The organism is Aeromonas sp. s12 (genome assembly GCF_040907925.1).
GTDB lineage: Bacteria > Pseudomonadota > Gammaproteobacteria > Enterobacterales > Aeromonadaceae > Aeromonas > Aeromonas veronii.
The window spans coordinates 272189-299020 of record NZ_JBFOCT010000028.1; the positions used below are offsets into that span (position 1 = coordinate 272189).

Sequence of the window (26832 nt, forward strand, 5' to 3'; positions counted from 1 at the left end):
CCCAGGAGCGCCGCTTCTTTATGGGCTAGACTCAACCCCTGTTAGTGTCACTTGATCCTTATTTTTTGGGGTAAAATAACAAGTTCCGGAGTGAGAAAAAAAGCAGACATTCCGCTCTAAATCTCATATCCTGTGCGGCGTCACGCGGTGTTTGCTGGCTGGGTATCACAAAGTAACAAAGTGTTATTTTTCGTTATAAAATAATTTCAGGCCAGTCCTGATGCGGCTTGTAGCCCAATAACTGAAAATTGCCAACCAGCGCGCCGATTACTGCACAGAAACTTGACCTGGATTAAACCATTGCGGGTCTGCTTTCGTTACTTTACAACATATCCATACTGACACGGTGGGTCAGGTTGCTTCAAAAACGACCAATCCACCAAAAAATATCAATAATATGGGGTGAAACCATGTACGAGAAGTCTGTTGTTATTACTGCTGAAAACGGCCTGCACACCCGTCCGGCAGCTCAGTTCGTGAAAGAAGCCAAAGAATTCCAAAGCGAGATCACTGTGGTCTCCGGTGGCAAGTCCGCCAGCGCCAAGAGCCTGTTCAAGCTGCAGACCCTGGGCCTGACCAAGGGTACCAACGTAACTATCCAGGCTGACGGCCCGGATGCTCAGCAAGCTGTTGAGAAGCTGGTTGCCCTGATGGACGAGCTGGAGTAATCCAGCTTTAGATTCCTCCCCCACAGTCGTTTTAATAGGAAGGATTATGATATCTGGCATTCTTGCGTCCCCCGGTATCGCATTCGGTAAGGCGCTTCTTCTGAAAGAAGATGAAATCGTTATCAATCAGGGCAAAATCTCTGCTGACCAGATTGATGCCGAGATCAACCGTTTCCTCGAAGCTCGTACCAAGTCAGCTACCCAGCTGGAAGCCATCAAAGAGATGGCCGGTCGCACCTTCGGTGAGGAAAAAGAGGCCATCTTCGAAGGCCACATCATGCTGCTCGAAGATGAGGAGCTGGAAGGGGATATCAAATCCTTCATCAAAGAGAACAAGGCTTCCGCTGACAAAGCCATCTATGAGGTGATCGAACAGTACGCCAAGATGATGGCCGAGCTGGATGACCCTTATCTGCGCGAACGCGCTACCGACTTCCGTGACATCGGTACCCGTCTGGTCAAGAACGTACTGGGCATCGCCGTTGTCAACCTGAGCACCATCGACGAAGAGGTGATCCTGGTCGCCAAAGACCTGACCCCGTCTGAAACCGCTCAGATTAACCTGAAATATGTGCTGGGTTTCGTCACCGACATCGGTGGCCGTACCTCTCACACCTCCATCATGGCCCGCTCCCTGGAGCTGCCGGCCGTGGTAGGCACCAACGACATCACCGAGCGCGTCAAGAACGGTGACATGCTGGTGCTGGATGCGATCAACAACCAGATCATCATCAATCCGACCGCTGAACAACTGACCGAAGCCAAGAAGTTCCAGGCTCAGTTCCAGGCCGAGAAAGATGAGCTGGCCAAGCTGAAAGATCTGCCTGCCATCACGCTGGATGGCCACCAGGTCGAAGTGTGCGCCAACATCGGTACCGTCAAGGATACCGAAGGTGCCATCCGCAATGGCGCCGAAGGCGTGGGTCTGTACCGTACCGAGTTCCTGTTTATGGACCGTGACGCGCTGCCGACCGAAGAAGAGCAGTTCAAAGCCTACAAAGAAGTGGCCGAAGCGATGCCGGATCAGCCGATCATCGTGCGTACCATGGACATTGGCGGCGACAAAGAGCTGCCGTACATGAATTTCCCGAAAGAGATGAACCCCTTCCTGGGCTGGCGTGCCGTGCGTATTTTCTTCGACCGCGAAGACATCATGCATGCTCAGCTGCGGGCCATTCTGCGCGCCTCTGCCTTCGGCAAACTGCGCATCATGTTCCCGATGATCATCTCTGTCGAAGAGTTCCGTAGCCTGAAAGCTACCGTAGAGACGCTGAAAGCCGAACTGCGTGCCGAAGGCAAAGCCTTTGATGAATCCATCGAAGTGGGTATCATGATCGAGACCCCGGCCGCTGCCGTGATGGCTCATCATCTGGCCAAGGAAGTGGATTTCTTCAGTATCGGTACCAACGACCTGACCCAGTACACCCTGGCTGTCGATCGTGGTAACGAGATGATCTCCGCCATGTACAACCCGCTGTCACCCTCCGTCCTGACCCTGATCAAGATGGTTATCGATGCGTCCCACGCCGAAGGCAAGTGGACCGGTATGTGTGGTGAACTGGCTGGTGACGAGCGCGCTACCCTGCTGCTGCTGGGTATGGGTCTGGATGAGTTCTCCATGAGCGCCATCTCTGTACCGCGTATCAAGAAGCTTATCCGCAATACCAACTTCGAAGATGTGAAGGCAATGGCTGATCAAGCACTGAGCTTTGCCACCGCCGCTGAAATCGAAGCATGCGTAGATAACTTTATTAAGCAGAAAGCAGTCTGCTAAGATCGGCTGCAAACAGCGACAAATCATCTCTAGGAGCTTTATATGGGTCTGTTTGATAAACTGAAGAAACTGGTTTCCGACGATAGCTCTGACACCGGCGGCATCGAAATCTTTGCTCCGCTGTCTGGCGAAATCGTGCCGATCGAAGATGTGCCTGATGTTGTCTTCGCCGAGAAGATCGTTGGTGACGGTATCGCCATCAAGCCGGCTGGCAACAAGATGGTTGCTCCGTGCGATGGCACCATCGGCAAGATTTTCGAGACCAACCACGCGTTCTCTCTGGAATCCGACTCCGGTATCGAGCTGTTCGTTCACTTCGGTATCGACACCGTTGAACTGAAAGGCGAAGGCTTCAAGCGTATCGCTCAGGAAGGTCAACAGGTCAAGCGCGGCGACACCATCATCGAGTTCGATCTGGCCGTTCTGGAGGCGAAAGCCAAGTCTACCCTGACTCCGGTTGTCATCTCCAACATGGACGAGATCAAAGAGCTGATCAAAATGACTGGTGCCGTGACTGTGGGCGAGACCCCGGTTATCCGTATCAAGAAGTAATGCCCGGCCGGCTCACGCCAGTTGCGCAGTAAAAAACCGAAGCCTTGTGCTTCGGTTTTTTTTATGGCCGCGAGTCGGCTTCCCTTTCTGGTGATCACTCTATTCCGTTGAGATGACAACCCGGTTACGGCCCTGATCCTTGGCCTGATAAAGGGCCCGGTCTGCCATCATCAGCAGATAGTCGATGCTCTCCTGCCCCTTCATGCTGGCACACCCCAGACTGATGGTGAGGGATAGCTGCGTCCCCTGCCATGGCAAGCGGGTGGTACTGACATGCTGGCGCAGCTGTTCGGCGCGCCGTGCCGCCTGTTCAATATCGCAACCAGGCAGGATCAGCAGGAACTCCTCTCCGCCCCAACGGGCCAGACTCTCCCCCGGCAACAGCTGGCTCGCCATGGCGTGGGCGACGGCGCAGAGCGCGGCATCACCTGCAGGGTGGCCGTAGCGGTCATTAACCTGCTTGAAATGGTCGATATCTCCCAGTACCACCGAGAGGGGCTCACCCTGCAACCAAAGGGCCTGCAGCTGTTGCTGGGCGCCACGTCGGTTGGTCAGTTCGGTGAGCGGATCGGTGCAGGAGAGGCGGCTCACCTCTTCCACCATGCACTGCAGGTCGTGGATATCGCGAAAGGTGACGATATGGCCATCCGGGATGGCATCGGCACCCAGCTGGGCAGTGACGATAAACCAGCGCGACTGACCGCTCTTGCAGCGGATCAGCGCAGGCATTTCGGCGACCTCCAGCCCTTGCGACAAGCTCTGTTCCACCTGGGAGTGCCAGGAGTCGATGATGGTGCGGCGATACCCTTCATCCGGGTAGGCGACCTGAAACCAGGAGGCCATGTCCGGCAGATCGTCAAGGTTGTAGCCCAGCTGCTCAATAAAGGCTTTATTCAGGAAGCGGTGGCGCCGCTGCGGGATCATGTCGGGTGAGCAGCCATCGTGACGGGCAATGGATTCGGACACCAGAATAGGCAGCGGGATCACATCGAAGGAGCGAAACAGGATCTGTTGCAGTTCTCGGTCATTCATAGGAAAAGCGGCTCCACGATGCATCTTTTACATGCTTTACCATAGGTCAGACCTGTTTGGTGGTAAACCGATTTATAGCGGTTCCGCCGCCGGTTTTTCAGCCAAAGGAAAAGGCGAGAAAATGGCAGAGTTGTGTGCCGTGACCGTATCGGGTGAAAGCAGGGCTGGCTGAGGAGAAGGGGAGGGACAAAAGGTTCAAAAAAACCCACATGGTCAGGCACATGTGGGTCGGGAAAAACCAGACAGGGTAAAACAGACACTCCCTGTGTCGGTCATCTTCAGCTCAGGTGGAGGTGGTCCATCTGCTGGAGCTTTTCGGGCCAGGGCCCCTGCTGGTGGTCACCAAATCTTCACACGCTCGGAAGGTGGCAGATAGAGCTTGTCTCCCGGCTTGATGGCAAAGGCGCGATAGAAGGCCGGCATATTCGCGACGACGCCGTTGACCCGGTACTCCAGCGGTGAGTGGGGATCTGTCTTGAGCAGAACGGCAGCGAGCTCGGGCCGGTACTTTCCTTTCCACACCTGCGCCCAGCCGATAAAGAAACGCTGCTCGGCAGTGAAGCCATCGAGCACCGCTGGCAGGCGGTTGCCCAGGGCGAGCTGGTACGCCTTGTGGGCGATGGTCAAGCCGCCGAGATCGCCGATGTTTTCGCCAAGGGTCAGCTGGCCGTTGACATGCTCCCCCTTGATGGGCTCGAAACGGTCGTACTGTTTCGCCAGTTTTTGTGCTCGGGCGGTGAACTCCTTGAGATCGGCCGGAGCCCACCAGTTGTGCAAGGCACCGTTGCCATCGAATTTGGCCCCCTGATCATCGAAACCATGGCTCAGCTCGTGACCAATGACCGCGCCGATGGCGCCATAGTTGACCGCATCATCCGCCTTCAGATCGAAGTAGGGTGGTTGAAGTATGGCTGCCGGGAAGACGATCTCGTTGTTGTTCGGGTTGTAGTAGGCATTCACCGTCTGCGGATTGTCGAACCACTCCTCCCGATCCACCGGTTGATGGAGGCGGGCAAGGTGCTCGTTGTAACGCACCGTGGCCGCGCGCTGGGCATTGCCGACCAGATCATCGGGACGGATCTCGATTGCGCTGTAATCCTGCCACTGGTCCGGATAGCCGATCTTGACCCGTACCTTCTCCAGTTTCGCCAGCGCCTGCTGTTTGGTCGGAGCAGACATCCAGTCGAGCTCGCCGATCTCCTGGCGATAGGCGGCGATCAGATTGCGCACCATGGTCGCCATCTGTGCCTTGGCCTCGGCCGGAAAGTAGCGCTCCACGTAGAGTTTGCCCACCGCCTGACCCAGATAGTCGTCCAGCACCTCCATGGCCTGCTTCCAGGGCTCCCGCTGCCGGGGGATGCCGCTCAGGGTCGTACCGTAGAAAGCGAAGTGCAGGGCATTGCTCTGGCTGTCGAGATAGGGCGCATAAGTACGTAGCAGATGGAACAGGCAGTAGGATTGCCACTGCGCGATGCTGGTCTCCTGCATCACGGCGGCCAGCTTCTCCAGATAGTCCGGCTCACTGACGATGATCTCCGTTTCCCCGGCGATACCGGCCTCTGTCAGGTAGCGTTGCCAATCCAGGGGGGGCAGCAACTGACTGAGGCGGGCGAGGGGCAGTTTGTTGTAGGTGAGGTTGTCATCCCGCCACTTGACTCTGTCCCACTGCAGGCTGGCGAGGCGGGTCTCCAGCGCCAGAATGTGATGAGCCTGTTCGCTTGCCCCCTCAACGCCGGCATGGTTGAGCAGGGCGCGAATGAACTGCTCGTAGCTGGCCCGCAGTGCCTTGCTGGCGGCATCTGTTTTCAGGTAGTAGTCCCGATCCGGCAGACCGAGGCCGGATTGCTGCAAGTAGATCCCGTAGCGGTCAGGCTGTTTCTTGTCGGCCATGAACCCGATACCAAAGGGAGCGCCGCCGCCCAGCTTGCTGACACGGGCAAAGTAGGTGGCTAGCGAGGCGCCATCATGGATGGCCATGATCTCGTCACGTAGTGGCTGAATGGGGGTCAGCCCTTTGGCATCCCGTCCGGCCTGATCCAGATAGCTGGCGTAGAGGTCGGCTATCTGCTGGCGAGGGGTTCCGGCTTGTTGCGGGCGCTTGAGCAGCTCCTCCAGCAACACCTTGCGATCCTCCAGCGACTTGTCCGCCAACAGATTGCCGATGGTCTGCCCCGGCATGTCATCCGGTATTTGGGTCTGGGCCAGCCAGTTGCCGTTGACGTGGCGAAACAGATCGTCCGCCGCGCGCACGCTGTTATCCATGCTGGCCAGATCCACCCCGGAGTGGCCGCTGGTGGCACCGGCGCATGGCGCGAGGCCAAGCAGGGCCAGCGCAATGAGGCTGGCGATCATGCTGCGTTGCTGTTTCATCTTGTGTGTCCTGTATGGGGTGCCAGTAGTGAATCGGCTATACCCGCTGGCCAATCAGCTGCGAACGACCGAGAGGAAGCGACCGTCGTGATTGAAGGTGCAGGTAAAGTCGACCGCATCATCGTCGGTCTCGTACTGGCCATAGACCTTGTATCTGTGGCCACTCTCTTCTGCCGACTCGGTGGTGATATCGCGGGGGGAGACATGGAATTTGCTGGCCGCTTCCCCCGAGCAGTAACGGGGCATCTTGCTGGTGGTCATATGCTGGTCATCGTTATCGTCATGCTGGCCATCATGCTCGTGTTTGTTATCGCTGTGCTTTTTCCCGGCGTAATAGCCAGCGGCGCCGATGGCACCCAGCGCCGCTGCACCTATCAGGACTTTCTTGGTATCCATATTCTGGCAACCGCTCAATGCCAGACAGGCGGCCAATCCCATTACCATCAAGGAGTGTTTCATCTCTCGGATCCTTTCAATTATCAAATGAGCAAGTCGATGTCAGCCGGACGGTGGTCACAGGGCCCGGCGCTGTAATGGCGCCACTTTGCAATGGTCAGGATGAAGAGGACACTCAAATAAAATTAAAAAAAGTTATAAAAATCCGGGAGCCGGAGCGAGCGCGGTATGGGGGGCGCGGTGAGGGGAGAAGGGCGCAGGTTTCATCTGTGCGGTAAGTAGTGGTGTGGGGCAAGTGTTTGTTTTTAGACTTTTATTTCTCTTTATATTTTATCAAGGGTGATGGCTGCCTGTTGTGCGGCGGCCAGCCATGTTGGCAATGGATAACAGTCTCTATCTTCATAAACAGGGCATAAAAAAGCCGCTCACCAGGGTGAGCGGCTGTTGCCATCAGATTCATGCAGTTCGCTATCAGGCTGGCTGTTTGCCATCTTCTGCGGGCGGCGGCAGGGCGGCGGAGTTGGACTCCACCTTCTGCTCTTCGCCCTGCATGTTCTTGATGTAGACATCCATCTGGTTGAAGGCGATCTCGATGCCGTTCTCGCGGAACAGCTGGTCGATCTTGCGGTTCAACTCGTCCACCGCCGGGTTGCGATCACCCAGTTCGCTCACGAAGAAGCGCAGCTCGTGATCCAGCGTGCTGGCGCCAAAGGTGAGGAAGTAGACGATGGGGGCCGGATCTTTCAGCACGCGGCTGTTTTCGTCGGCCGCCTGTTTGAGCAGGGTACGGGTCAGTTCCAGATCCGAGCCATACGCCACGCCCACCCGCACGATCACCCGGGTGACGGTGTCACTCAGCGACCAGTTGATGAGCCGTTCTGTCATCAGCTGCTGGTTGGGGATGATCACCTCTTTGCGGTCGAAGTCGGTCAGGGTGGTGGCGCGAATGCGGATCCGCGAGACGGTACCGGAGAAGGAGCCGATGGTGACAGTGTCACCGATCCGCACCGGACGCTCGAACAGGATGATGATGCCGGAGACGAAGTTGGAGAGGATCTCCTTCATGCCGAAACCGATACCGACTGACAGACCACCCGCTACCCACTGCAGCTTGTCCCACTGCACGCCCATCATGGAGAGAGCGGTCAGGGAGCCAAAGCCGATCAGCACGTAGTTGAGCATGGTGGTGATGGCGTAGGCGGTTCCCTGAGCCAGGTTGAGCTTGGAGAGCACCAGCACCTCCAGCAAGCCCGGCAGGTTGCGCGCCAGTGACCAGGCACCGCCGAGCAGCAGGAAGCCGATCAGCACGTCACTCAGGCTGATTGGGAAGAGCACGGCGTTGGCGCCGGTGCCTTCACTGCGGTGCCACAGCACCATGCTGTCGAGATAGGAGAAGACCGCGACCAGATCGGACCAGAGCCAGTAGAAGGCGACGCCGAAGATCAGCATCAGCACGGTACGGGTCAGACGCAGGGACTGCTGGCTGACATCCTCCAGATCCATGGGCTGCTCTTCGATGGACTCGCCCCCTTCCGCATCTTCCGAAGATTTGTGCTCACGCTTGGCCACCGCACGGCGGTAGGCCAGACGACGGGCAGCCAGCTCCAGACCGCGCAGGGCGGTGCGGTAGACCAGGCTCCAGATGATGATGAGGTAGAAGGATTCGATCAGGCGACCGGTCAGCTTCAGCGCGGTGTAGTAGTAACCGAGCACCGCCAGCACGATCAGCGCCACCGGCGCCAGCGCCAGAGCGATGGCGATCAGCGACTTCTGCATGCTCGCCTCGCCCTTGATGCGGGCGCGGGAGATGGGGAACACCAGATAGGCGGCCAGCCCCAGCAGGGTCAGGGTCATGGCCTGGCCGATCACGTCGTTGCCCAGGGTGGAGGGTTCAACCACCGCCTTGGTCGCGAGCATGATGAGCGGCAGCAGTGGCAACCAGATGTAGCGCATGCTGTTGCGCTTGGCCTGCAGCTCCGCTTTCGGGATCCGGAAGTGGGTCTCGGCGATGCCGCCCGGGCGCATCACGGCCAGATAGACGCTGAACACCAGATAACCGAGGGCGAGGTTCAGGGTGATCTGGAACATCAGCTTGGGACTGAGCAGACCGCAGTAGGTGAGCAGCAGACCGCCAGCCAGAATGAACATGCTGCCCGGCAGGCGTTGCAGCACGGTATAGAGCAGGGCGCGCGGGGTGTGCCACTGGCTGTCCTGACGGAAACGGCCAAGGTCCTTGGTGATCTTCTTCTCGCGCTCAACCAGCGCCGGACGTTTCCAGACCAGCAGGCCGCCGATCAGCAGCAGCGGGAAGGCGAGCAGGGAGATCCCCAAGAGCTCTTCGCGCCAGCGTTTCCAGTCCGGTTTCAATACCCAGTCGGAGGCCTGTTTGTAGGCCTGGGCGGGCCAGCTGATAAACCACTTGCTGTCGATGGGCTTGTTGCTGCTTACCCAGAAGATGTGTTGCTGCAGGGTAAATTCGATAGAGGCATAGACCCGCGCCAGCTGCTGCTGGGTCAGCTGCAGGCTGATGGCGTTGGTGAGCTGGCTGTCGAGTTGGCGGTTGAGCTGATCGAGCAGATTGATACGGGTATCGAGTAGCTTGGCAAGGCTCTCCTTGTCCTCTTCGCTGACCGGATCCTTGCTGCCGGCGATCAGATTGTCCAGATAGAGGTTCTTCTGGAATAGTTGGTCACGCTGCTGGCTCAGTTCAAACTGGGCCAGATGCAGATCGGCGATCTGCTCTTCCAGGTTTTTGACGGCGATGGTGGGCGCTGCCTCCAGCTGCTGGTAGAGCTGATAGAGGATGCGTGATAGCAGCAGATTGCCCTTGAGCATCTGCACCTGTTCATTGAGGTTGCGCTCGGTCTGGATGCCGCGCTCCAGCCAGCTCTTGGCTTGCAGGTTTTTCTGTACCAGCGAGTTGAGGCTGGTAGTGGCACCGATCAGCTGCTGGCTGAGCTGGTGGTTGAGTTCCTGCTCTTTTTGCACCAGCGGGCTGTCTTCGGTCGCCACCAGTTCACCGGTCTGCTCGGCGGTTTTTTCGGTGTCGCCGAGGCGCTTGGCGCTGCTCTGATCCTGCAACAGCTGCAGTTTCTGCTCTTCGCTGGCGAGACGGGCACTCTGGTAGTCGCGCTGCTTGATCGCCAGATCCTGCATGCTGGTACGGTTATCCAGCTCCTTTTGCAGGTGGGCCAGTTGCAGGTCGAGCAGAGCCAGCTCGGCACCGAGTTTCATCTTCTCGGCGCTGGAGACGCTTTCACCTGCGTTGAGGCGGGTACGGATCTCCTGACTGCGCTGGTAGGCGCGGCTCATGCTGGCCTGTGCCCGCTCCGGCAGGGTCTGCAAGCTGGTGAGCTGGCTGCCGATGGCGCCGAGGGCCTCCTGTGCCGCCTGCATGTTGGCCAGCACTTCCGGCTGACGGCTGTCGAGCTCTGCCAGACTCATGCTGGCGTATTCGCTCTTGATCTGCTCGGCACTCTTGCCCTTGGTCAGGGCATCGAGCTTGGCACTGATCTCTCTGAGTTCGGTGGGCAGGTTGCGGATCCGCAGGGCCTGGGTCTTGGCCTTCGCCTCTTCCTTGTCGATGCTGTCGAGCAGTCCGAGGGTTTCGGTCAGCAACTTCTGATCCGCTTGCTGACTGACGGTCAGGGTCTCTGATTTACCCAGACCATCCAGCGCTCGCTGAACTGCGTTGCGAGAGGGGACATCTTGCGCCATGGCTTGCGGCATGCAGAGGCTGGCGAGGAGACAGAGCAGCGGCAACAGGGTGGCCGAGACTCTTTTAAAACGTATTGAGGGCATATAACTTCCGGGTTATTACGCGATATTCGGGAGATTTCCCGCATAGATTAAATTCGCGTGGATTCTAACACCGGGCTTGTCAGGTAAGCAGGGGGGAGGGACAAAAAAAACGGCGCCCGCAGGCGCCGTTTTCAACTCGTTCAGCTCTGATTAAAGAACGTGAACAGAAGCGGTGTTGGTGGTGCCGCTCGGTACCAGAGCACCGGAGACCATCACAACAACGTCACCTTTCAGACCCATGCCGATTTCCAGCGCGGCTTCTTTACCGATGCGATAGAAATCGTCGGTAGAGGCGATGCTGTCAACCACGTGAGCAACCACACCCTTGGTCAGAACCAGCTGGGCAGCAGTTTTCTTGTTGGTGGTGATAGCCAGGATCCAGGCTTTCGGGAAGTACTTGCGGATGGCCTTGGCAGACTTGCCGCCTTCGGTAGCGACCACGATCAGCGGGGCGTCCAGCTTCTCGGAGGTCTCTACGGCGCCTTTACATACGGCTTCGGTGATGCGCAGCTTGTTGCTGTCGTTGGCAGCAGACAGGTTGGACGGCATCACGGCATCGGTACGCTCGCAGATGGTGGCCATGATGGTCACGGCTTCCAGCGGGTACTTACCCTTGGCGGATTCACCGGACAGCATCACTGCGTCGGTACCGTCCAGGATGGCGTTGGCCACGTCACCAGCTTCGGCGCGGGTCGGACGCGGGTTCTTGATCATGGAGTCCAGCATCTGGGTGGCAGTGATAACCACTTTGCGGGCTTTGTTGCACTTGGCGATGATCATCTTCTGGGCGAAGATAACTTCTTCAACCGGGATCTCTACACCCATGTCGCCACGAGCAACCATGATGCCGTCGGAAACAGCCAGGATCTCGTCGAAGTTGTCCAGACCTTCCTGGTTTTCGATCTTGGAGATGATCTGGATGTTCTCGCCACCGTGGGCTTTCAGGTGCTCACGGATTTCCAGAACGTCTTCTTTCTTGCGGATGAAAGAAGCAGCAACGAAATCAACGCCTTGCTCGCAACCGAAGATCAGGTCGCGCTTGTCTTTCTCGGCCAGGGCCGGCAGCTTGATGGAGACGCCCGGCAGGTTAACGCCTTTGTTCTCGCCCAGGTCACCGTTGTTCAGCACTTTACAGATAACTTCGCGCTCGGTGATTTCGATAACGTCCAGACCGATCAGGCCGTCATCAACCAGAATGCGGTTGCCGACGCGCAGATCGTTGGCGAAACCTGCATAGGTCACAGCCACTTTGTCTTTGTTGCCAACCACGGTCTGGTCGGTGGTGAAGGTGAAAGTCTGGCCAGCGACCAGCGCGACGTCGTTGCCGCCTTCCAGCTTCATGGTACGGATTTCCGGCCCCTTGGTGTCCAGCAGGATAGCTGCGTGCTTGCCGGTCTCGGCCATCACAGCGCGCAGGTTGCTGATGCGGCTGCCGTGCTCGGCGTAGTCACCGTGGGAGAAGTTCAGGCGCATGACGTTCATGCCGGCGTCCAGCATTTTGGCCAGCATTTCTTTGGATTCGGTCTTCGGACCGATGGTGCAGACAATTTTGGTCTTTTTCATGTCAATCTTCATGGTTAAGGAATTTCCGCCGAGCAATATACACCAGTTTTTGGAATCTTTTTATGATCCAGAAACAACGTTTTGACCAGATAACGTTTTCTTTTCAGGGATAACGTTTTCCTGTGAGTCACATTTTAGAGCATACGGCCACAGGTTCGGGCTGAAGGGATACAAATGTTGCCATCTGTGGTTGTTTGGCCGGGTTGAGGTTCAGATGTTGTAAAATGACCACCCGTCCGCTGTCACCGTCTTGTCACCGGCTTGCGCAAAAATGTTAGTTCATAGGCGCAAGGGTGAAGGAGGCAGGGATGAAAAACAGCAATGAAACCGGATGGGCTCTGCTCTTGCTGGGCGCCGCCCTGCTGCTGGTTCAGACACTGCCAGCCCGCTACTGGCCTGACAATGCCGGTCTGCTGGCGATCTTCTCCCATCCAGTGAAAGGGGAGGCGGCCGCCGAGGGATTGGCGTGGCGAGAGTGGCAGGATCACAGTGCAGCGACCCGGATGGCGCTTCGTACAGCCCGACCGCAGCCGGATGCGCCGCAGCCTTGATATCTATTGCCGATTCCCTGTCGTGAAGGCGTGTAATTATCAACCATTGGTTGATAGTGCTTATCTATCCTGCTGGATTGTTCACCTTTAATGGCAGGGGGATAATCGATTCCAACAGCGATATCCCCTCCGGTATCGCCCCCTGATACTTTGTTGGAGTCCGCTTTATGTCCCTCGCCCCCGTCTGGTTTATCTCTCACGGCGCACCGGATCTGGTGTTGCGTGAGCAACCCGCCACCCGCTTTCTGCGAACCCTGCGTCTGGGTGAGCTCAAGGGGCTGGTGGTCATCTCTGCCCACTGGTTCAGCCGCGAGTTGCAGATCAACGTCGAGCCCAAACCGGCGCTGATGTACGACTTTTACGGCTTTCCCGAACCCCTCTACCGGATGCGCTGGCCTGCCAGCAGCCCCGAGTGGCTGCAACAAGGGGTGAGCGACCAGCTGGCACTGGCCGGACTGACCGCCACCCCGGTGCGGCGCGAGCTGGATCACGGAGTCTGGTCGCCCCTATCTCTGATCGACCCAAACAGCGAGATCCCGCTGGTGCAGATCTCCATTCCCGCGAGCTTCACCCCGGCCCAATTGTGGCAGTTGGGAGAGGTATTGGGGGCGCTGCGCAGTCAGGGGATTGGCATCCTCGCCTCTGGCGCCATTACCCACAACCTGCGGGCGCTGGCACCGGAAGGCTCGCCAGTGCCGGAGTGGGCCAGCCAGTTTGTCGACTGGCTGGAGCAGAAGATGGCCGACGAGGATCGGCTGGCGCTGCTCGACTATCGCCAGCAGGCTCCAGGCGCGGTGGAGTCCCATCCCCACGATGACCACCTGCGCCCGCTCTTTGTGGCGTTGGGGGCGGCCGATGGTGTGGCGCCGACCCGGCTGCACGAGAGCTGGGATGGCGGCAGCCTCTATATGGGCGCCTACCGCTTCGGTTGATAGCCTCTCAACAAGACCCCGCCAATTGGCGGGGTCTTGTTATTTACAGCGTGGTGGACCGATGGTAGTGGAGATTGAGCCGAAGGCTCTCAGGGAACCACTACCCGGCTCTCGCCGCCGCCGAGGGCTTCGACCCTGATCTGCACGCCGATCCGCTCCACCAGCGTCTGGACGTGGGAGATGACCCCGATCTGGCGACCGGCGGCCTGCAGGGAGTCGAGGCTGGCGAGCGCCAGGTCCAGACTGTCCGGATCCAGGGTGCCAAACCCTTCGTCAATAAACAGCGACTCGACCTGGGTCTGCCGTGACGAGAGGCTGGAGAGGGCCAGCGCCAGTGCCAGCGACACCAGAAAGCTCTCGCCGCCGGAGAGGGAGTCCACTGAGCGCACCTCGTCCCCCATATCGAGATCCACCACCTGCAGCGCCAGATCGGTGCCGGGCACCCGCTCCAGCCGGTAGCGGGGCGACAGCTCGGCGAGCTGGGCGTTGGCCTCCAGCAACAGGCGCTCGAGGGTGAGGCTCTGGGCAAAGGTGCGGAACTTGGCGCCGTTGGCTTGCCCGATCAGGTCGCACAGCTGCTGCCAGTGATCGGCCACCGCCTGCTGGGCGGCCAGCTCCTGTTGCAGGCTGCCCGCCTTGAGCGCTGCTGCTTCGGCCTGTGCCAGCTTGCTCTTGCACTCGAACAGCTGCTCTTCAAGGGCTCGACAACGGGCATCGAGCGCCGCCAGTTGATCGCTCAGCTCTGCATCCGGCAGGGCGGCCAGCTCCGGGTGGTGCTCCCGATAGCGATCCCGCTTGCTCTCCTCCAGTGCCAGCGCCCGCTGCCGCTCGGCAAGGCGGGTGCGCGCCTCGCCAACCGCATCCTCCTGCCCTTGCAGGGCGGCGCGGCGCGCCTTGAGCTCATCGGGGCTGATGGCCAGCAGGCGGCGAAGGTCGTATTCGGCGATACCGAGGGTACTGGCGTGGGCAGCCCAGCGACCCAGCACCTCCCGTTTGCGACGGCTGCTCACCTGCTTCTCCTGCTCCACATGGGTGAGGCGGGTCTTGAGCTCGGTCTGCCGCTCCCGCAGAGCACGGCCGCCGCTTTGCATCAGCTCCAGTTCGCTGGCGAGCTGCTGCAGTCGTTGCTGCCAGCGGTTCTCGACCAGTGCGATCTCCTCGCCATTCAGACAGGCGGCGCGGCTGGTGAGCAGCCCCTGACGCTGCTGTTCGTGCTCCTTGTAGTCCCGCTCTAGTTTGTGCAGCAGCTCGCGCTGGGTCTGCAGGCGTGCCTCCTGCGCGCTCAGGGCGGGGGTGAGGCTGGCGATCTCGCTGGCTAGCCGCTCCCACTCGCTCTGGCCGTGCAGCCAGGCTTCGCAGGTCCGCTGCCACTCGTGCCACTGCTGGCTGCCGAGCCACTGGCGCCACGGTTGGCCGCCCATCTGCTCGTCGAGGCGGTGGGCGCCTTGCTCAAGGCGCTGGCGCAGGGTCGCCTCCTGCTCGCCCATCCCCTTCACTTCCCCTTCCAGCGCGATGCGCTGGCGATCGGCCTCCTGCCACTGCTGGTCAAACTGCTGGTGCTGGGCAGCCAACTGGCTAAGTTGCTGACGCACTCCCTGCAGCTGTTGCTGACCAAGCTGGGCTTGACGCAGCTGCTGTTGGCTCTGGGCCAACCCCTGCTCTAGCGCCTGGCCACGGCCAAGCAGGGTGCTCATCAGCTCGTTCCACTCAATGGGGCTTTGGCGCAGCGGCAGCGGATGGCCGAGCAGGGTATCGCCCCCCAGCTGTTGCCAGCGCTGGGTCAGCTGCTCGGCGCGGGTTTCCAGCTCCGGCAGATGTTGCTGACGCACCGCCAGCTGGCGGGCCAGCTCCTGACGCTCGCTCTCGCACTGGATGTATTGATGATTGAGCCGATCCCATTCGAGTTCGAGGCTTCTGACCCGCTCCGCCAGCTGACCCAGGATCCCCGCTACCTGGGGTTGGCTCTGGCTGTAGGGGTGCTCCCCGGAACCGCACAGCGGGCAAGGTTCGCCATCGCTCAGGATATGGCGATACTGCTCGAAGCTGGCGATGGCACGGGACTGCTCCAGCGCGTGGCGCGCCTCATCCCGCTGCAGGGCGAGCCGCTCGCGGGCGGGGGCCAGCTCTTCGCTTAGGGTGGCGAGCTTGCCCAGCGCCTGCTCCAGCTGGGCAATCTCCTGCTGCAAGCGGCCATGCTGTTCGCCGTGGTTGCGGCCATAGTCGGCCAGCTCCAGCAGCTGGCGCAGCTGGCCCAGCTGTTCGGTCTGTTGCTGCCACTGCTCCTGCGCCTTGGCGAGGCGGCTCTCCCACTGCTGCTCCTGCAGCTCGTTCTGTTGCTGTTGCAGCCGAGCTTGTTCATGTTGCCAGTAGTCGCGCTCCTGCTGGCCCTTTTCCAGCTGGCGTTGCAACTGTTGCAGGGCGCGCAGCTTGTGATCCCGCAGGGTGAGCAGTTGCTGCAGCTTGTCGGCATCCTCGGCCCAATCCTGCATGGCGCTGAGCAGGGGCTGCCACTGGCGGGCAACCGGTGCCAGCTCCTTGTGCTCTTCGAGCCAAAGGCCCCACTGCTGGTGCTGCTGCTTGAGCAGCTCCACCTGTCGGCTCTGCTCGCGCCAGCCCTGCTCCAGCGTGAGTTGCACTTCTCGCTCCTGTGCCCCCTCCTGCTGGATCTTCTGCAACTGCTGCACTTTCTCCCGGATGCGGGTATCGAGCTCCTGTGCCCGCTTGAGTTCGGGTTGCAGGGCGCCCCATTCCCGCTCGGCGGCGATCTTCTCTGCCAGCAGCTGCTGTTCGGTGAGGGCGCTCTGCTGGGTCTGCTCCTCGAGTTTGGCCAGCTCCGGCCCCAGCTCGGCGATCAGCTTCTCCTGCTGCTGCACTTCCAGAGTGAGGCGGGCCAGCTCGTCGTGATCGGCGCGGGCCACCTGGGCTTGTTCGGCACGGGCAAACTCCTCGCGCTCGGGGGCCGCGGCGCTGTGGGCCTGCAGGGCGGCATCGAGCGCCGCCTGTCCCTCGGCGCAGCCCTGCAGCTGGGCGGCAATGCGACTGTTGAGGTCGCGCAAGTCCTGCATCAGCAGCTGCTGTTGCTGCTCGTGCTTGAGGGTGGTGGAGAGGCTCACCTGCTGGCTTACCCACTGTTCGCGGGTCGCTTCATCCATCAGCGCCACGTCGCCGAGGCGCTGGGCGATGGTGGCCAGCTTCTGCTGTTCTTCCCGCGCCCGTTCATAGGTCTGGATGGAGATGGCAGAGTAGAGTTCGGTGCCGGTCATCCGTTCGAGCAGGGCGGAGCGCTCGTTGGCATCCGATTTGAGGAAGGCGGCAAACTCCCCCTGCGGCAGGATCACCGCGCGGCGGAACTGCTCCCAGGAGAGACCCACCAGCTCGTCGATGCGATCCTGCAGCTCCCGTTTGCTGCCGGAGAAAACTTGCCCGGACTCCACATCGGTCAGGGTTCGCTCCTGCGCCTGAAAACGCCCCTCCGAGCGGTTTCGCGCCCGGCGCACCGCCCAGCGGGCCAGCCAGATACGACCATCGCAGCCACGAAACTGCACCTCGGCAAAACCGCTGGCGTGGCCGCGACTGAGGATGCCGCGCACGTCGTTGGCCTTGAGTTTCTCCTCATCATCCATGCGGCCCACTTCGGCCACATTCTTGCGATTGGCGATAAAGCGCGGCATCTCGTCGTATAAGGCCAGACAAATGGCGTCGAGCAATGTGCTCTTGCCCGCGCCAGTGTTGCCGGTGATGGCAAACAGACCCGCGGCGCCGAGCGCCCCCCTGGTAAAGTCGATGGTGAAGGGGCCGGTCAGACTGGCCAGATTCTCACCTGACAGAGACAAGATTTTCATTGGTTTGACTCCTTCACCTGCTCCAGGATCTCTTCAAACGAGGCAACCAGCCCGGCCTCGGGCTCCCCTTCAAACTGGCGCTGATAGCAGAGGCGAAACACCTCGGTGGGAGAGAGCTCATCGAGCCTGCGCCGCTCGCGACCATCGGCCAGTCCTTCTCCCGAGCCCTGATACTGGGTGCTGATGCGGGCCAGACGCACCGGTTTGTCTGCGATGGCCGCCAGAATCCGTTCGCGAATGCGCGCCTCTGGCTTGGGCAGCAGCAGCCGCACTTCGAGGAAGGGTTGTGCTTCTTGTGGACAGGCAGGCAGCTCGAGCGAAGCGATTGCTTTGAGTGCGTCGTCGAGGGTGCTCTGGGGCAGGCGGATCATCTCCACCGCGCGGGGCACCGGGATCCGCTCCAGCCCTGCCAGTTTACCCTCCGCAAAGGTCACTTCCAGCACCTGATGGTTGTAGTTCGCTTCGGCAAGCGAAAGCGGCAGCGGCGAGCCGCTGTAGTGCACCCCCTCGGCCGGGCTCTGGGCCAGATGGAGGTGGCCGAGCGCCGTGTAGTCTGCACCGTCAAAGAGTTCAGCGGGCAGGGCGTGCTGGTTGCCGCCGAGCACCCGCCGTTCCGACAGCTCGGAGAGCTGGCCCGCCGCCAGATAGGCATGACCCATGGCGATGAGCGGCAGCGCCTCCCCGCAGCGAGCGCGCCCTTCGGCCAGTACCTCGGCATAGACCTGCCGTACCCCTTCGATCAGCCTGTCCTGCCCCTCAGCCAGCTGTTCCACCCGCAGATCGCTGCTGCGCAGGAACGGCACGGCAGCGCACCAGGCAGCAATCTTGCCTTCTTTGTCTTGCAGCGGTACCAGCAGGCGGTCGGTCTCGAGCTTGCCCTCACTGTCGCGGCTGATGCTGCCCACCAGATGCAGATCAAAGGCGCGCAGCAGCTCGTGGGGGGCATCGAGCTTGGAGGGGGAGTCGTGGTTGCCGCCGATCAGCACCATGTTGAGGTGGGGCATTTCGGCGCGCAGCCGCGCCAGAAAACGGTAGAGTTGCTGCCAGGCGCTGGCGGGGGGATTGGCGGTATCAAACAGATCGCCCGCCACCAGCAGGGCGTCGATCTCGCGCGCCTTGAGGGTGTCGCTCAGCCAGTTGAGAAAGGCATCGTGTTCAAAACGGCGGTCATGGCCATGAAGTTGATGGCCAAGGTGCCAGTCGGCGGTATGGAGGATTTTCATTGGAAAGCAGCCCGGTTGCAGGGACGGTGCCTGGGGCACCCGATGAAGACAAGATGAGGATGCCCCTTGCTTTTTTCAAGTAAAACAGGGGGCTGGCATCGATTCAGGCAGGTTCGCAGCACATCCGGTATTGGGGGTGGCCGGTAAGGGGATCGGACTCCTCGGCCTCAATAACGAAGCCGTGGCGGCGATAGAAACGCACCGCCTGATCATTCTCGACGAAGACCCGGGCGTGGAGCGACGCCCCCTGACGCTTGGCCTCCTGCAGCAGGGCGTGGCCGACGCCGCGGCCCTGACGGTCGGGGCGCACGAAGAGTGCGGCGAGATAGTTGTCCACCAGTGCCATGAAACCGAGCAGATCGCCGCGTTCCTCGAACACCCAGATGGCGGCGCGATCGAGATAGCGGGTACGCAGATCCTCCTGGGCCTGCCACCAGCAGGAGGCATCGACGAAATCGTGGGCCTGCAGGGAGGCCAGCAACCAGATTTCGACGATCTCTTCCATGTCTTCCGGGCGACTGGGCCGCAACATACCTTCATCCTTATTAACAATTTACTTTCGCAGTCTAGGAGAACTTGATGAACAAACTGGTGACATAAATGAGACCCTGTGAGGTCGATCGCCCTTTATTTAGCGAGAATGATTGGCTGATCACAAAGCGCCTCTCTAGTACAATGCCCGCCGGACAATCTAGAGACCGAGGACGCCATGTGGTTTAAAAACCTGCAGATTTATCGCTTTACCCGCCCCTTTGACCTGACCGTGGATCAGCTGGAAACCCAGCTGGAAGCCTGTGCCTTCACCCCTTGCGGCAGTCAGGACATCTCCCGTTTCGGGTGGGTCAAGCCCCTTGGCAAATTCGGCTCAACCCTGACCCACTCTGCTTCCGGCCACATCCTCATCTGCGCCCGCAAAGAGGAGAAGATGCTGCCCGGTACCGTGGTCAAGGAGATGCTGGCCGAGAAGGTAGAAGCGATCGAGTTCGAACAGGGACGTGCCCTCAAGAAGAAAGAGAAGGAGGCGCTGAAAGAGGAGATTCTCCACACCCTGCTGCCCCGTGCCTTCAGTCGTACCAGCCAGACCTTCGCCTGGATCAATCCGGCCGACAATTTGATGGTGGTGGACGCAGGTTCTGCCAAGAAGGCGGATGATCTGCTGGCACTGTTGCGCAAATCCATCGGCTCCCTGCCGGTGGTGCCGGTGGCCCTCAAGAACCCGCCGGAGATCACCATGACCGAGTGGTTGAACGAGGGCAACCTGCCTGCCTCCTTCACTCTGGAAGATGAAGCCGAGCTGCGCAGTGCCATGGAGCACGGCGGCATCATCCGCTGCAAGCAGCAGGATCTGATGACGGATGAAATCAAGAACCATCTGGCCAACGACAAGCTGGTGACCAAGCTGGCCCTTAACTGGGGCGAGACCGTCAGCTTTGTGCTGGGAGATGATCTTTCCATCAAGCGTCTGAAATTCAGCGAAGAGCTGCGCGAGCAGAATGACGACGTCACCAGCGAAGATCCGGCCGCCCGTCTGGATGCCGACTTCGCGCTGGTCACCGCCGAGCTGTCCCAGTTTATCCCGGCGCTGTTTGCCGCCCTGGGTGGCGAAGAGCAGTCCATCTAACCGGACTTGCGCCTGTTTGGCCTCTGCCATCCCATCGTAAAAGCCGCCTTCGGGCGGTTTTTTTATGTCTGTTACGGATAGCCATTATTGATAGATGAGTAAGATATTGATCTTGTTCAATAACTTGAGCTACCAGCGCCAATCGTGACATAGTCCCTCTTCATGGTCATAAAACAGACAAGGAGAGTGTCATGTTGCGCAAACCTCTGGGGCTGGCTGTCGCCCTTGCCCTGCTGGCCGGTTGTGCCAGTGACAACGGCTTTCACTACACCCCGCCAGTCCAGACCCTGATCGCACCCGAAGCCGCCAGTGGCTGGACCGACAAACAGGGCTGGCAGGGCCATGACTTCATGGTGGCGGCCGCCAACCCGCTGGCGGTGGATGCGGGCTACCAGATCATCAAGGCCGGTGGCAGTGCCGTCGATGCCGCCATTGCGGTGCAGCTGGTGTTGACGCTGGTGGAGCCGCAATCCTCCGGGATCGGTGGCGGAACGCTGCTGCTGGTGTGGGATGGCCGCAAGGTGAGTGCAGTGGATGGCCGCGAGACGGCGCCGGCTGCCGCCACCGACCAGCTGTTTATGCAAGATGGCAAGCCGCTGGCTTTTTATGACGGGGTGGTCGGGGGCCGCTCGGTCGGCGTTCCCGGTACCCTGCGCGCTCTGGCACTGGCCCATCAGCGTTATGGCAAGCTGCCCTGGGCTGTGCTGTTCGAGCCCGCCATCACGCTGGCAGAACAAGGATTTGTGATAAGTCCACGGCTAGCCACATTGCTGGCCAAGGATCCCTATCTGGCACGGGATCCGCAGGCGCGAGCCTACTTCTATCAGGCGGATGGCAGCCCCAAAACGGCGGGTACCCGGCTGACCAATCCGGCGCTGGCCAAGGTGCTGCGCACTCTGGCCACAGAGGGGGCGGATGCCTTCTATCGGGGGCCGCTGGCGGATGCCATGGTGGCCAAGGTACGCCAACATCCCACCAACCCCGGGGTACTGGCGGCCACCGATCTGGCCAGCTATCAGGCCAAAGTGCGGGATGGCCTCTGCTTTGACTATCGCCAGAGCAAGATCTGCGGCTTTCCCACTCCCTCGTCCGGCACCCTGGCGCTCGGCCAGATCTTCGGCATGCTGGAGAGCCGCGATATGGCTGCCCTCAAGCCGATCACCACGAAGGAGGGGGGACTGGCTGCCTCCAGCGAGGCCATCCACCTCTACAGTGAAGCGGCGCGTCTCGCCTTCGCCGATCGCAACCAGTACGTCGCCGACAGCGATTTTGTCAGGGTGCCGGTGAAGGGGCTGCTGGACAAGGGCTATCTGGCCGAGCGGGGCAAGCTTGTCGGTCAGCACTCCATGGGGATTGCCAAGCCCGGCACGCCGCCACTGGCGCTGGCACGCGGCAAGGATGCGACTCCGGAACTCCCCTCTACCAGCCATGTCTCGATCGTCGACAAGGCGGGGATGGCCATCTCCATGACCAGCTCCATCGAGGATGGTTTTGGATCTCGTCAGATGGTCAACGGCTACCTGCTCAACAACCAGCTCACCGATTTCTCCTTCACCTCGGTGGATGCCGCCGGTCTGCCGGTGGCAAACCGGGTGGAGCCGGGCAAGCGGCCCCGCTCCTCCATGTCACCCTTGCTGGTGTTTGACAAGCCAAGCGGCGAGCTGACCATGACGCTGGGCTCGCCGGGGGGCTCCGCCATCATCAACTACGTGGGCAAGACCCTGCTCGGTACTCAGGATTGGGGCCTGAACCTGCAACAGGCCATCAACCTGCCCAACTTTGGCAGCCGCAACGGCCCCACCGAGCTGGAAGCGGGACGCACCCCCATGTCGGTGGTCGAGGGATTGAAGGCGAGGGGACATGAGGTGGTGCTGAACGAGCAGACCTCCGGCCTGCAGGGGGTTGAGCGCAACGCTGGCGGCTGGTTTGGCGCTGCGGATCCGCGCCGGGAAGGGATCGCCAAGGGGGAGTGAGGTTCCCATAGCAACAAGGCCAGCATAATGCTGGCCTTGTTGCTGATGGTGCATGGCAGAGCGAGTTACTGGATACCCAACAGTTCCACATCAAAGATCAGGACTGATCCCGGCGGGATTTTGCCTGCGGCACGGTCGCCGTAGGCGAGGTTGGCGGGGATGTAGAAACGGGTCTTCTCCCCTTCCACCATCAGCTGCACCCCTTCGGTCCAGCCTGCAATCACCTGATTGAGGCCAAACTCGATGGGCTCGCCACGGGCGACCGAGCTATCAAAGACGGTGCCGTCCAGCAGTTTGCCCTCGTAGTGCACCTTCACCTTGCTGGTGGCGGTGGGGTGAACGGTGCCGGTGCCCGGGGTCAGCACTTCGTACTGCAGGCCGGAGGCGGTGGTGGTCACCAGCGGCTTCTCCTTGTTGCTGGCGAGGAACTCGGCGCCAATCCGCACGTTGTCGGCCGCCAGCTTCTTGTTATTGCTGCTGGAGTAGAAGTAGTAGGCCACACCGGCGATGAGCAGTGCGATCAGTATGAATTTCATCGGTTTTTCCTGTTCCATGAAATGTAAAAAGTGCAATGAGGACGCCATCTTATCGCGCACCGCCCCTGATGGCGAGCCACAGGGCGGGAGGATGTGAGCGGGCAGGCAAAGCCCGGCGAGCTGGACGCAAAAAGGGGCGAGTCGGTGACTCGCCCCTTGTCATGGCGGCGGCGCTTACTTGGCGGCCACCATCATCAGGGCGGGCAGGGCGAAGAAGAGACCCGTCACATAACCCAGAGCCAGCAGCTTGTTCTCGCTGCCTACCCGGGCCAGCCCCTCGGCGGCGCGTACCGGCAGGTCGCGCAGGAAGGGGATGCCATAGATGATGACCACGGCAAAGAGGTTGAACAGCACGTGGACCAGCGCGATGGTCAGGGCCAGCTGGGCACCGGCTCCGCTGATGGCGGTGGCAGCCAGCAGGGCGGTAATGGTGGTCCCGATATTGGCCCCCAGAGTGAAGGGGTAGAGCTGACGGGTGCTGAACACGCCGCCGCCAGCCAGCGGGATCATCAGGCTGGTGGTGGTGGAGGAGGACTGCACCATGATGGTCACCAGCGCACCGGAGGTGATGCCGGTCAGCGGGCCACGGCCCAGCGCCTTGTGCAGCACCTCTTTGGCACGGCCAACCAGTACCTGTTGCAGCACTTTGCCGAGATAAGTGACGCAAGCGAGGATCAGCAGGATACCGATGATGATGGTCGCGATGGCGGCACCCTTGCCCGGCAGGAAGGCAACGGCGCTGTCAATCAGCTGCTGGGCCGGTGCGGTCAGCGGTTTCATGAAATCCATGCCCTTCATCGACATATTGGCGGAGCCTACCAGCAGGTTGGCCAGCCACTCGGCGCTGTGTTGCAGCAGGCCGAACATCAGCTCCAGCGGCAGGAAGATGAACACCGCCAGCAGGTTGAAAAAGTCGTGCACGGTGGCGGCTGCGAAGGCGCGGCGGAACTCGGCGCGATCCCGCACATGGCCCATGGAGACGATGGTGTTGGTGATGGTGGTACCGAGGTTGGCACCCATCACCATGGGGATGGCCATGCTGATGGGCAGGCCGCCAGCCACCAGACCGACGATCACCGAGGTGACGGTGCTGGAGGATTGCACCAGCGCGGTAGCGAGAATACCCAGCAGCAGGGCGACAAAGGGGTTGTTGGCAAAGGCGAAGATCTGGGCTGCGCCCTCGGCGCCGCCGGAGAAATCTTTGAAGCCGTGGGAGATGGCGCCCACGGCAACCAGGATCAGGTAGACCAGTACGATGACACTCATCCAGTTGAACAGGGCGCGGGTCGCGGGCGGCTGTGACAAGGAGTGATGGTGTTGCATAAAGCCTCTTGAGACGGTCATTCCGTCTTGGGTTGTTGATGACCCGCGCATTTAATCAATGGTTAATGACAGAAATATGACAACGTGACATTTCGATGATGTTTTTATGACGATGAACAGCGGCGACAGGCGCTGACAGATCTGGTTGGCTCCGTGGTGGCAAAAGGGGGGACGAAAGCACTGCCGCCTTGTAAGCCGGAATGTGATCGCTACACTGCGCCCCTTTATTGGCAAGCAGGAGTAAACAAGATGATGCGTGCATGGATCCTCTCTCTGTCGCTGGGGCTGCTCTCGGCAGGGGCACAGGCCAGCCTGTTGAAAACCGACTGCAATCTCGACAAGGCCCTCAAAAACGAAGCGGTGAATGCCACTCTGGGAGTCAAGGGCAACTGTGATACCAACAAGCTGGTGAAGCAGGAGAAAGAGAAGGTGAAAGCTGAGGTGCAAAAAGGCCGCAACGACCTGCTGGGCGAGAAGCGTGCCGACCTCAAGGAGAGCGGCAACGGTATGCAGCAGAAGATGGACAAGGCAAACCAGCAGCTGCACAAGGCGGAGCAGGATGCCAAGACCATCGCTCGCGATCCGCTCAAGGCTGCGGCGACCGCCGTACTGGATAAGCAGTAAGCAGACCGGGCCCAAGCCCGTGTGACCGGCCACAGACCGGCAGCAAAAAGGGGAGCCATGGCTCCCCTTCTGTCTATCCGTTATCCGCAAAGGATCAGGCGTCAGCCGCCTCTTCGTACTGACGGAACGGGATGCGGAACACCGCCAGACGCAGGAACAGATAGGTTGCGCCGAGGCCCGCCCAGATCAGGCCCAGCTCCAGCGAGCTCTGCTCCAGGTTGATCCACAGCGCACCGATGGTGGCGGCACCGAGCAACGGCATCAACAGGTAGATGACGTGATCCTTGAGGGTCTTGTTGCGCTTCTCGCGCACCCAGAACTGACCGATCACCGACAGGTTGACGAAGCTGAACGCCACCAGAGCGCCGAAGTTGACCAGCGCCAGTGCGGTATCCAGATCAAACGACACGGCGGAGAGGGCCAGACCGCCCACCATCAGCACGTTAATGGCCGGAGTACGGTATTTCGGGTGGATGTAGCCAAACACCCGCTCCGGGATCATGCGGTCACGCCCCATCACGTAGAGGATGCGCGACACACCGGCGTGAGCCGCCATGCCGGAGGCCAGTACCGCGACCGTGGTGCAGACCAGCACCACGGACTGGAAGAAGGTGCCGCCAACATAGAGGGCGATCTCCGGCAGTACCGCATCCGGATGCTGGAAGCGGGCAAGGCTCGGGAAGTAGAGCTGCAGGCAGTAGGAGACCACCACGAAGATGATGCCGCCGATAAGGGCCGTCAGCACGATCGCCTTGGGGATCACCTTGCCAGCGTTCGGAGTCTCTTCGGAGAGGGAGCTCAGACCGTCAAAGCCCAGGAACGAGAAGCAGAGAATGGTCGCACCGGTAAAGAGCGGTACCAGCTGTGCTGACTCGAAGTGGAACGGACGGCTGCTCATCAGGGTGCCAGCCCCTTCGCCGTGGTAGATGCCCCATGCCATCAGGCCGATAAAGAGGGTGATGATGGCCAGCTGGATCACCACGATCAGACCATTGAAGTTGGCCACCAGATTGATGCCGCGCAGGTTCAGGAAGGTCATCACGGTCACCAGACCGAAGATGAACACCCAGGGCTCGACGCCCGGGAACATGGCGGTCAGGTAGATCTTGGCCAGCAGAATGTTGATCATCGGCATGAACATGTAGTCGAGCAGGGATGACCAGCCGACCATGAAACCGACGTAGGGGTTGAACACCTTCTGGGCATAGGTATAGGCAGAGCCCGCAGAGGGGAACTTGCGTACCAGATGTCCGTAGCTGAAAGCGGTGAGCAGGATGCCACCCAGAGCCAGCAGATAGGCGGTGGCGACCCGGCCATCGGTGATGTCACCGACGATGGCGAAGGTGTCGAAGACAGCCATGGGGGTCAGATAGGCCAGACCCATCACAATCACTTGTGTCAGGGTAAGGGTCTTGAGCAGCTTGGCGTTTTGCGATGCCATTACGCTTTCTCCTCAATCAGTGCCGCAGCACGTGCTTGCAACGAGCGCAGGGATACGATGGATTCGCAAGCCTGTACATCAAGGGCGCCGGGGAGGCGCATACCGGGCTGTACCGGCAGGAAAGCATTAAAACGCCCCATTGTTATCCTCTCAACGTCGGGAGATTGTTTGGCAATCTCGAATATCACTTCCGGAAACGTTCCGGCCTCTTGTGGTGGGTTTGTACTGCACTTCAAAAATACAAAAACCGATGTCGCAGTGAACATCGGTCCTTTATTGGCGGCGTATTGTGCATTCGGTCAGCCCCCTTGACAAGCAAAAAAGGGCGGATTAACGCATTTTTTTGCATACGCACGGGGCAGGTAAGTGGTCACTCGCCCCCTGCAGCTGTCCCCGAGCCGCTCCCCCTTTTTCGGGGGGGAAGAGAACCCTGTCATGGCGTATGAAAAATCGGCAAATCGGGGCTGCAGGGTGCATAGCGCCTCAACATTGATCCTGATCATATTTGGCGGTGTTCCCCCGGGCTCGAGTCCTGCGAGCTTACCGACTGGCGGGGGATGGGAGGGGGTGAAGTGGAAAAAGATCTATTGCATATCCATTCACATTAATG

General features: G+C 60.1%; 20 protein-coding genes. 8 read left to right on the forward strand and 12 right to left on the reverse strand.

Features of this window, described 5'->3' with window-relative positions; all coding sequences use genetic code 11:
* Positions 1 to 410 precede the first annotated feature (410 nt).
* The 3 genes from AB5Y67_RS15025 to crr are packed head-to-tail and all read left to right on the forward strand — an operon-like array spanning position 411 to position 2994.
* Complete coding sequence (locus tag AB5Y67_RS15025) at positions 411 to 668, forward strand: HPr family phosphocarrier protein (RefSeq protein WP_005338266.1); 258 nt, start codon at positions 411 to 413, stop codon at positions 666 to 668.
* Between the two features lie 46 nt (positions 669 to 714).
* On the forward strand, positions 715 to 2442 hold the full coding sequence (gene ptsI, locus AB5Y67_RS15030) for a phosphoenolpyruvate-protein phosphotransferase PtsI (protein WP_019446785.1): 1728 nt from the start codon (positions 715 to 717) through the stop codon (positions 2440 to 2442).
* Between the two features lie 42 nt (positions 2443 to 2484).
* Positions 2485 to 2994: a PTS glucose transporter subunit IIA gene (gene crr, locus AB5Y67_RS15035; protein WP_005338264.1), complete on the forward strand. Its 510-nt coding sequence runs from the start codon at positions 2485 to 2487 to the stop codon at positions 2992 to 2994.
* 99 nt (positions 2995 to 3093) lie between these two features.
* On the opposite strand, the gene AB5Y67_RS15040 is transcribed toward crr, so the two are convergent.
* The 5 genes from AB5Y67_RS15040 to pykF all read right to left on the reverse strand — a co-directional run bounded on the left by AB5Y67_RS15040 (position 3094) and on the right by pykF (position 12156).
* Entirely contained in the window at positions 3094 to 4026 is a 933-nt protein-coding gene (locus AB5Y67_RS15040; protein WP_179903427.1) for a GGDEF domain-containing protein, read from the reverse strand.
* A gap of 339 nt (positions 4027 to 4365) precedes the next feature.
* Complete coding sequence (locus AB5Y67_RS15045) at positions 4366 to 6396, reverse strand: M13 family metallopeptidase (RefSeq protein WP_323923967.1); 2031 nt, start codon at positions 6394 to 6396, stop codon at positions 4366 to 4368.
* 54 nt (positions 6397 to 6450) lie between these two features.
* Positions 6451 to 6855, reverse strand: a complete 405-nt coding sequence (locus AB5Y67_RS15050) for a hypothetical protein (RefSeq protein WP_150390449.1) — start codon at positions 6853 to 6855, stop codon at positions 6451 to 6453.
* A gap of 408 nt (positions 6856 to 7263) precedes the next feature.
* The gene (mscK, locus tag AB5Y67_RS15055) at positions 7264 to 10593 is read right to left on the reverse strand and encodes a mechanosensitive channel MscK (RefSeq protein ID WP_199416000.1); all 3330 of its coding nucleotides are present in this window, start codon (positions 10591 to 10593) and stop codon (positions 7264 to 7266) included.
* A 150-nt stretch (positions 10594 to 10743) separates the two neighbouring features.
* On the reverse strand, positions 10744 to 12156 hold the full coding sequence (gene pykF, locus AB5Y67_RS15060; RefSeq protein WP_031227651.1) for a pyruvate kinase PykF: 1413 nt from the start codon (positions 12154 to 12156) through the stop codon (positions 10744 to 10746).
* 308 nt (positions 12157 to 12464) lie between these two features.
* Here pykF and AB5Y67_RS15065 point away from each other — a divergent pair, with 308 nt between their 5' ends.
* Both AB5Y67_RS15065 and AB5Y67_RS15070 read left to right on the forward strand, forming a co-directional pair.
* Entirely contained in the window at positions 12465 to 12707 is a 243-nt protein-coding gene (locus tag AB5Y67_RS15065) for a hypothetical protein (protein ID WP_199416665.1), read from the forward strand.
* Between the two features lie 167 nt (positions 12708 to 12874).
* Positions 12875 to 13639, forward strand: coding sequence for a class III extradiol ring-cleavage dioxygenase (locus AB5Y67_RS15070; protein ID WP_040065863.1), 765 nt, complete (start codon positions 12875 to 12877; stop codon positions 13637 to 13639).
* An 89-nt stretch (positions 13640 to 13728) separates the two neighbouring features.
* On the opposite strand, the gene AB5Y67_RS15075 is transcribed toward AB5Y67_RS15070, so the two are convergent.
* The 3 genes from AB5Y67_RS15075 to AB5Y67_RS15085 all read right to left on the reverse strand — a co-directional run bounded on the left by AB5Y67_RS15075 (position 13729) and on the right by AB5Y67_RS15085 (position 19236).
* A complete protein-coding gene (locus AB5Y67_RS15075) occupies positions 13729 to 17481 on the reverse strand; it encodes an AAA family ATPase (RefSeq protein ID WP_199428243.1) in 3753 nt (1250 codons plus the stop codon).
* The gene (locus AB5Y67_RS15080) at positions 17478 to 18704 is read right to left on the reverse strand and encodes an exonuclease SbcCD subunit D C-terminal domain-containing protein (RefSeq protein WP_199416667.1); all 1227 of its coding nucleotides are present in this window, start codon (positions 18702 to 18704) and stop codon (positions 17478 to 17480) included. Before AB5Y67_RS15080 ends, AB5Y67_RS15075 begins: the two co-directional genes overlap by 4 nt.
* Positions 18705 to 18807: 103 nt before the next feature.
* Positions 18808 to 19236, reverse strand: coding sequence for a GNAT family N-acetyltransferase (locus AB5Y67_RS15085; protein ID WP_005338252.1), 429 nt, complete (start codon positions 19234 to 19236; stop codon positions 18808 to 18810).
* Positions 19237 to 19413: 177 nt separating this feature from the next.
* Here AB5Y67_RS15085 and rdgC point away from each other — a divergent pair, with 177 nt between their 5' ends.
* Positions 19414 to 20325 (forward strand): recombination-associated protein RdgC, encoded by a 912-nt coding sequence (gene rdgC, locus AB5Y67_RS15090; RefSeq protein ID WP_005347467.1) that lies wholly within the window; start codon positions 19414 to 19416, stop codon positions 20323 to 20325.
* Between the two features lie 191 nt (positions 20326 to 20516).
* Positions 20517 to 22298: a gamma-glutamyltransferase gene (gene ggt, locus AB5Y67_RS15095; protein ID WP_199416668.1), complete on the forward strand. Its 1782-nt coding sequence runs from the start codon at positions 20517 to 20519 to the stop codon at positions 22296 to 22298.
* 65 nt (positions 22299 to 22363) lie between these two features.
* Here ggt and AB5Y67_RS15100 read toward each other — a convergent pair whose 3' ends face one another.
* A complete protein-coding gene (locus AB5Y67_RS15100) occupies positions 22364 to 22834 on the reverse strand; it encodes an FKBP-type peptidyl-prolyl cis-trans isomerase (protein WP_005347462.1) in 471 nt (156 codons plus the stop codon).
* Between the two features lie 174 nt (positions 22835 to 23008).
* On the reverse strand, positions 23009 to 24157 hold the full coding sequence (locus tag AB5Y67_RS15105; RefSeq protein WP_005338243.1) for a sodium:phosphate symporter: 1149 nt from the start codon (positions 24155 to 24157) through the stop codon (positions 23009 to 23011).
* A 249-nt stretch (positions 24158 to 24406) separates the two neighbouring features.
* Between AB5Y67_RS15105 and AB5Y67_RS15110 the strand changes: the two genes are divergently transcribed.
* Positions 24407 to 24781, forward strand: coding sequence for a hypothetical protein (locus AB5Y67_RS15110; protein WP_234915187.1), 375 nt, complete (start codon positions 24407 to 24409; stop codon positions 24779 to 24781).
* A 94-nt stretch (positions 24782 to 24875) separates the two neighbouring features.
* Here the strand turns inward: AB5Y67_RS15110 and AB5Y67_RS15115 are convergent, their stop codons facing one another.
* Positions 24876 to 26222: an APC family permease gene (locus AB5Y67_RS15115; RefSeq protein WP_021230506.1), complete on the reverse strand. Its 1347-nt coding sequence runs from the start codon at positions 26220 to 26222 to the stop codon at positions 24876 to 24878.
* Positions 26222 to 26488 (reverse strand): hypothetical protein, encoded by a 267-nt coding sequence (locus tag AB5Y67_RS15120; RefSeq protein ID WP_021230505.1) that lies wholly within the window; start codon positions 26486 to 26488, stop codon positions 26222 to 26224. The genes AB5Y67_RS15115 and AB5Y67_RS15120 overlap by 1 nt, the downstream gene beginning before the upstream one ends.
* Between the last annotated feature and the right edge of the window lie 344 nt (positions 26489 to 26832).

Coding starts and splice junctions, on each gene's coding strand:
- AB5Y67_RS15025 (WP_005338266.1), top strand. CDS start 411: ATGTACGAGAAGTCTGTTGTTATTACTGCTGAAAACGGCCTGCACACC.
- ptsI (WP_019446785.1), top strand. CDS start 715: ATGATATCTGGCATTCTTGCGTCCCCCGGTATCGCATTCGGTAAGGCG.
- crr (WP_005338264.1), top strand. CDS start 2,485: ATGGGTCTGTTTGATAAACTGAAGAAACTGGTTTCCGACGATAGCTCT.
- AB5Y67_RS15040 (WP_179903427.1), bottom strand. CDS start 4,026: ATGAATGACCGAGAACTGCAACAGATCCTGTTTCGCTCCTTCGATGTG.
- AB5Y67_RS15045 (WP_323923967.1), bottom strand. CDS start 6,396: ATGAAACAGCAACGCAGCATGATCGCCAGCCTCATTGCGCTGGCCCTG.
- AB5Y67_RS15050 (WP_150390449.1), bottom strand. CDS start 6,855: ATGAAACACTCCTTGATGGTAATGGGATTGGCCGCCTGTCTGGCATTG.
- mscK (WP_199416000.1), bottom strand. CDS start 10,593: ATGCCCTCAATACGTTTTAAAAGAGTCTCGGCCACCCTGTTGCCGCTG.
- pykF (WP_031227651.1), bottom strand. CDS start 12,156: ATGAAAAAGACCAAAATTGTCTGCACCATCGGTCCGAAGACCGAATCC.
- AB5Y67_RS15065 (WP_199416665.1), top strand. CDS start 12,465: ATGAAAAACAGCAATGAAACCGGATGGGCTCTGCTCTTGCTGGGCGCC.
- AB5Y67_RS15070 (WP_040065863.1), top strand. CDS start 12,875: ATGTCCCTCGCCCCCGTCTGGTTTATCTCTCACGGCGCACCGGATCTG.
- AB5Y67_RS15075 (WP_199428243.1), bottom strand. CDS start 17,481: ATGAAAATCTTGTCTCTGTCAGGTGAGAATCTGGCCAGTCTGACCGGC.
- AB5Y67_RS15080 (WP_199416667.1), bottom strand. CDS start 18,704: ATGAAAATCCTCCATACCGCCGACTGGCACCTTGGCCATCAACTTCAT.
- AB5Y67_RS15085 (WP_005338252.1), bottom strand. CDS start 19,236: ATGTTGCGGCCCAGTCGCCCGGAAGACATGGAAGAGATCGTCGAAATC.
- rdgC (WP_005347467.1), top strand. CDS start 19,414: ATGTGGTTTAAAAACCTGCAGATTTATCGCTTTACCCGCCCCTTTGAC.
- ggt (WP_199416668.1), top strand. CDS start 20,517: ATGTTGCGCAAACCTCTGGGGCTGGCTGTCGCCCTTGCCCTGCTGGCC.
- AB5Y67_RS15100 (WP_005347462.1), bottom strand. CDS start 22,834: ATGAAATTCATACTGATCGCACTGCTCATCGCCGGTGTGGCCTACTAC.
- AB5Y67_RS15105 (WP_005338243.1), bottom strand. CDS start 24,157: ATGCAACACCATCACTCCTTGTCACAGCCGCCCGCGACCCGCGCCCTG.
- AB5Y67_RS15110 (WP_234915187.1), top strand. CDS start 24,407: ATGATGCGTGCATGGATCCTCTCTCTGTCGCTGGGGCTGCTCTCGGCA.
- AB5Y67_RS15115 (WP_021230506.1), bottom strand. CDS start 26,222: ATGGCATCGCAAAACGCCAAGCTGCTCAAGACCCTTACCCTGACACAA.
- AB5Y67_RS15120 (WP_021230505.1), bottom strand. CDS start 26,488: ATGTTCACTGCGACATCGGTTTTTGTATTTTTGAAGTGCAGTACAAAC.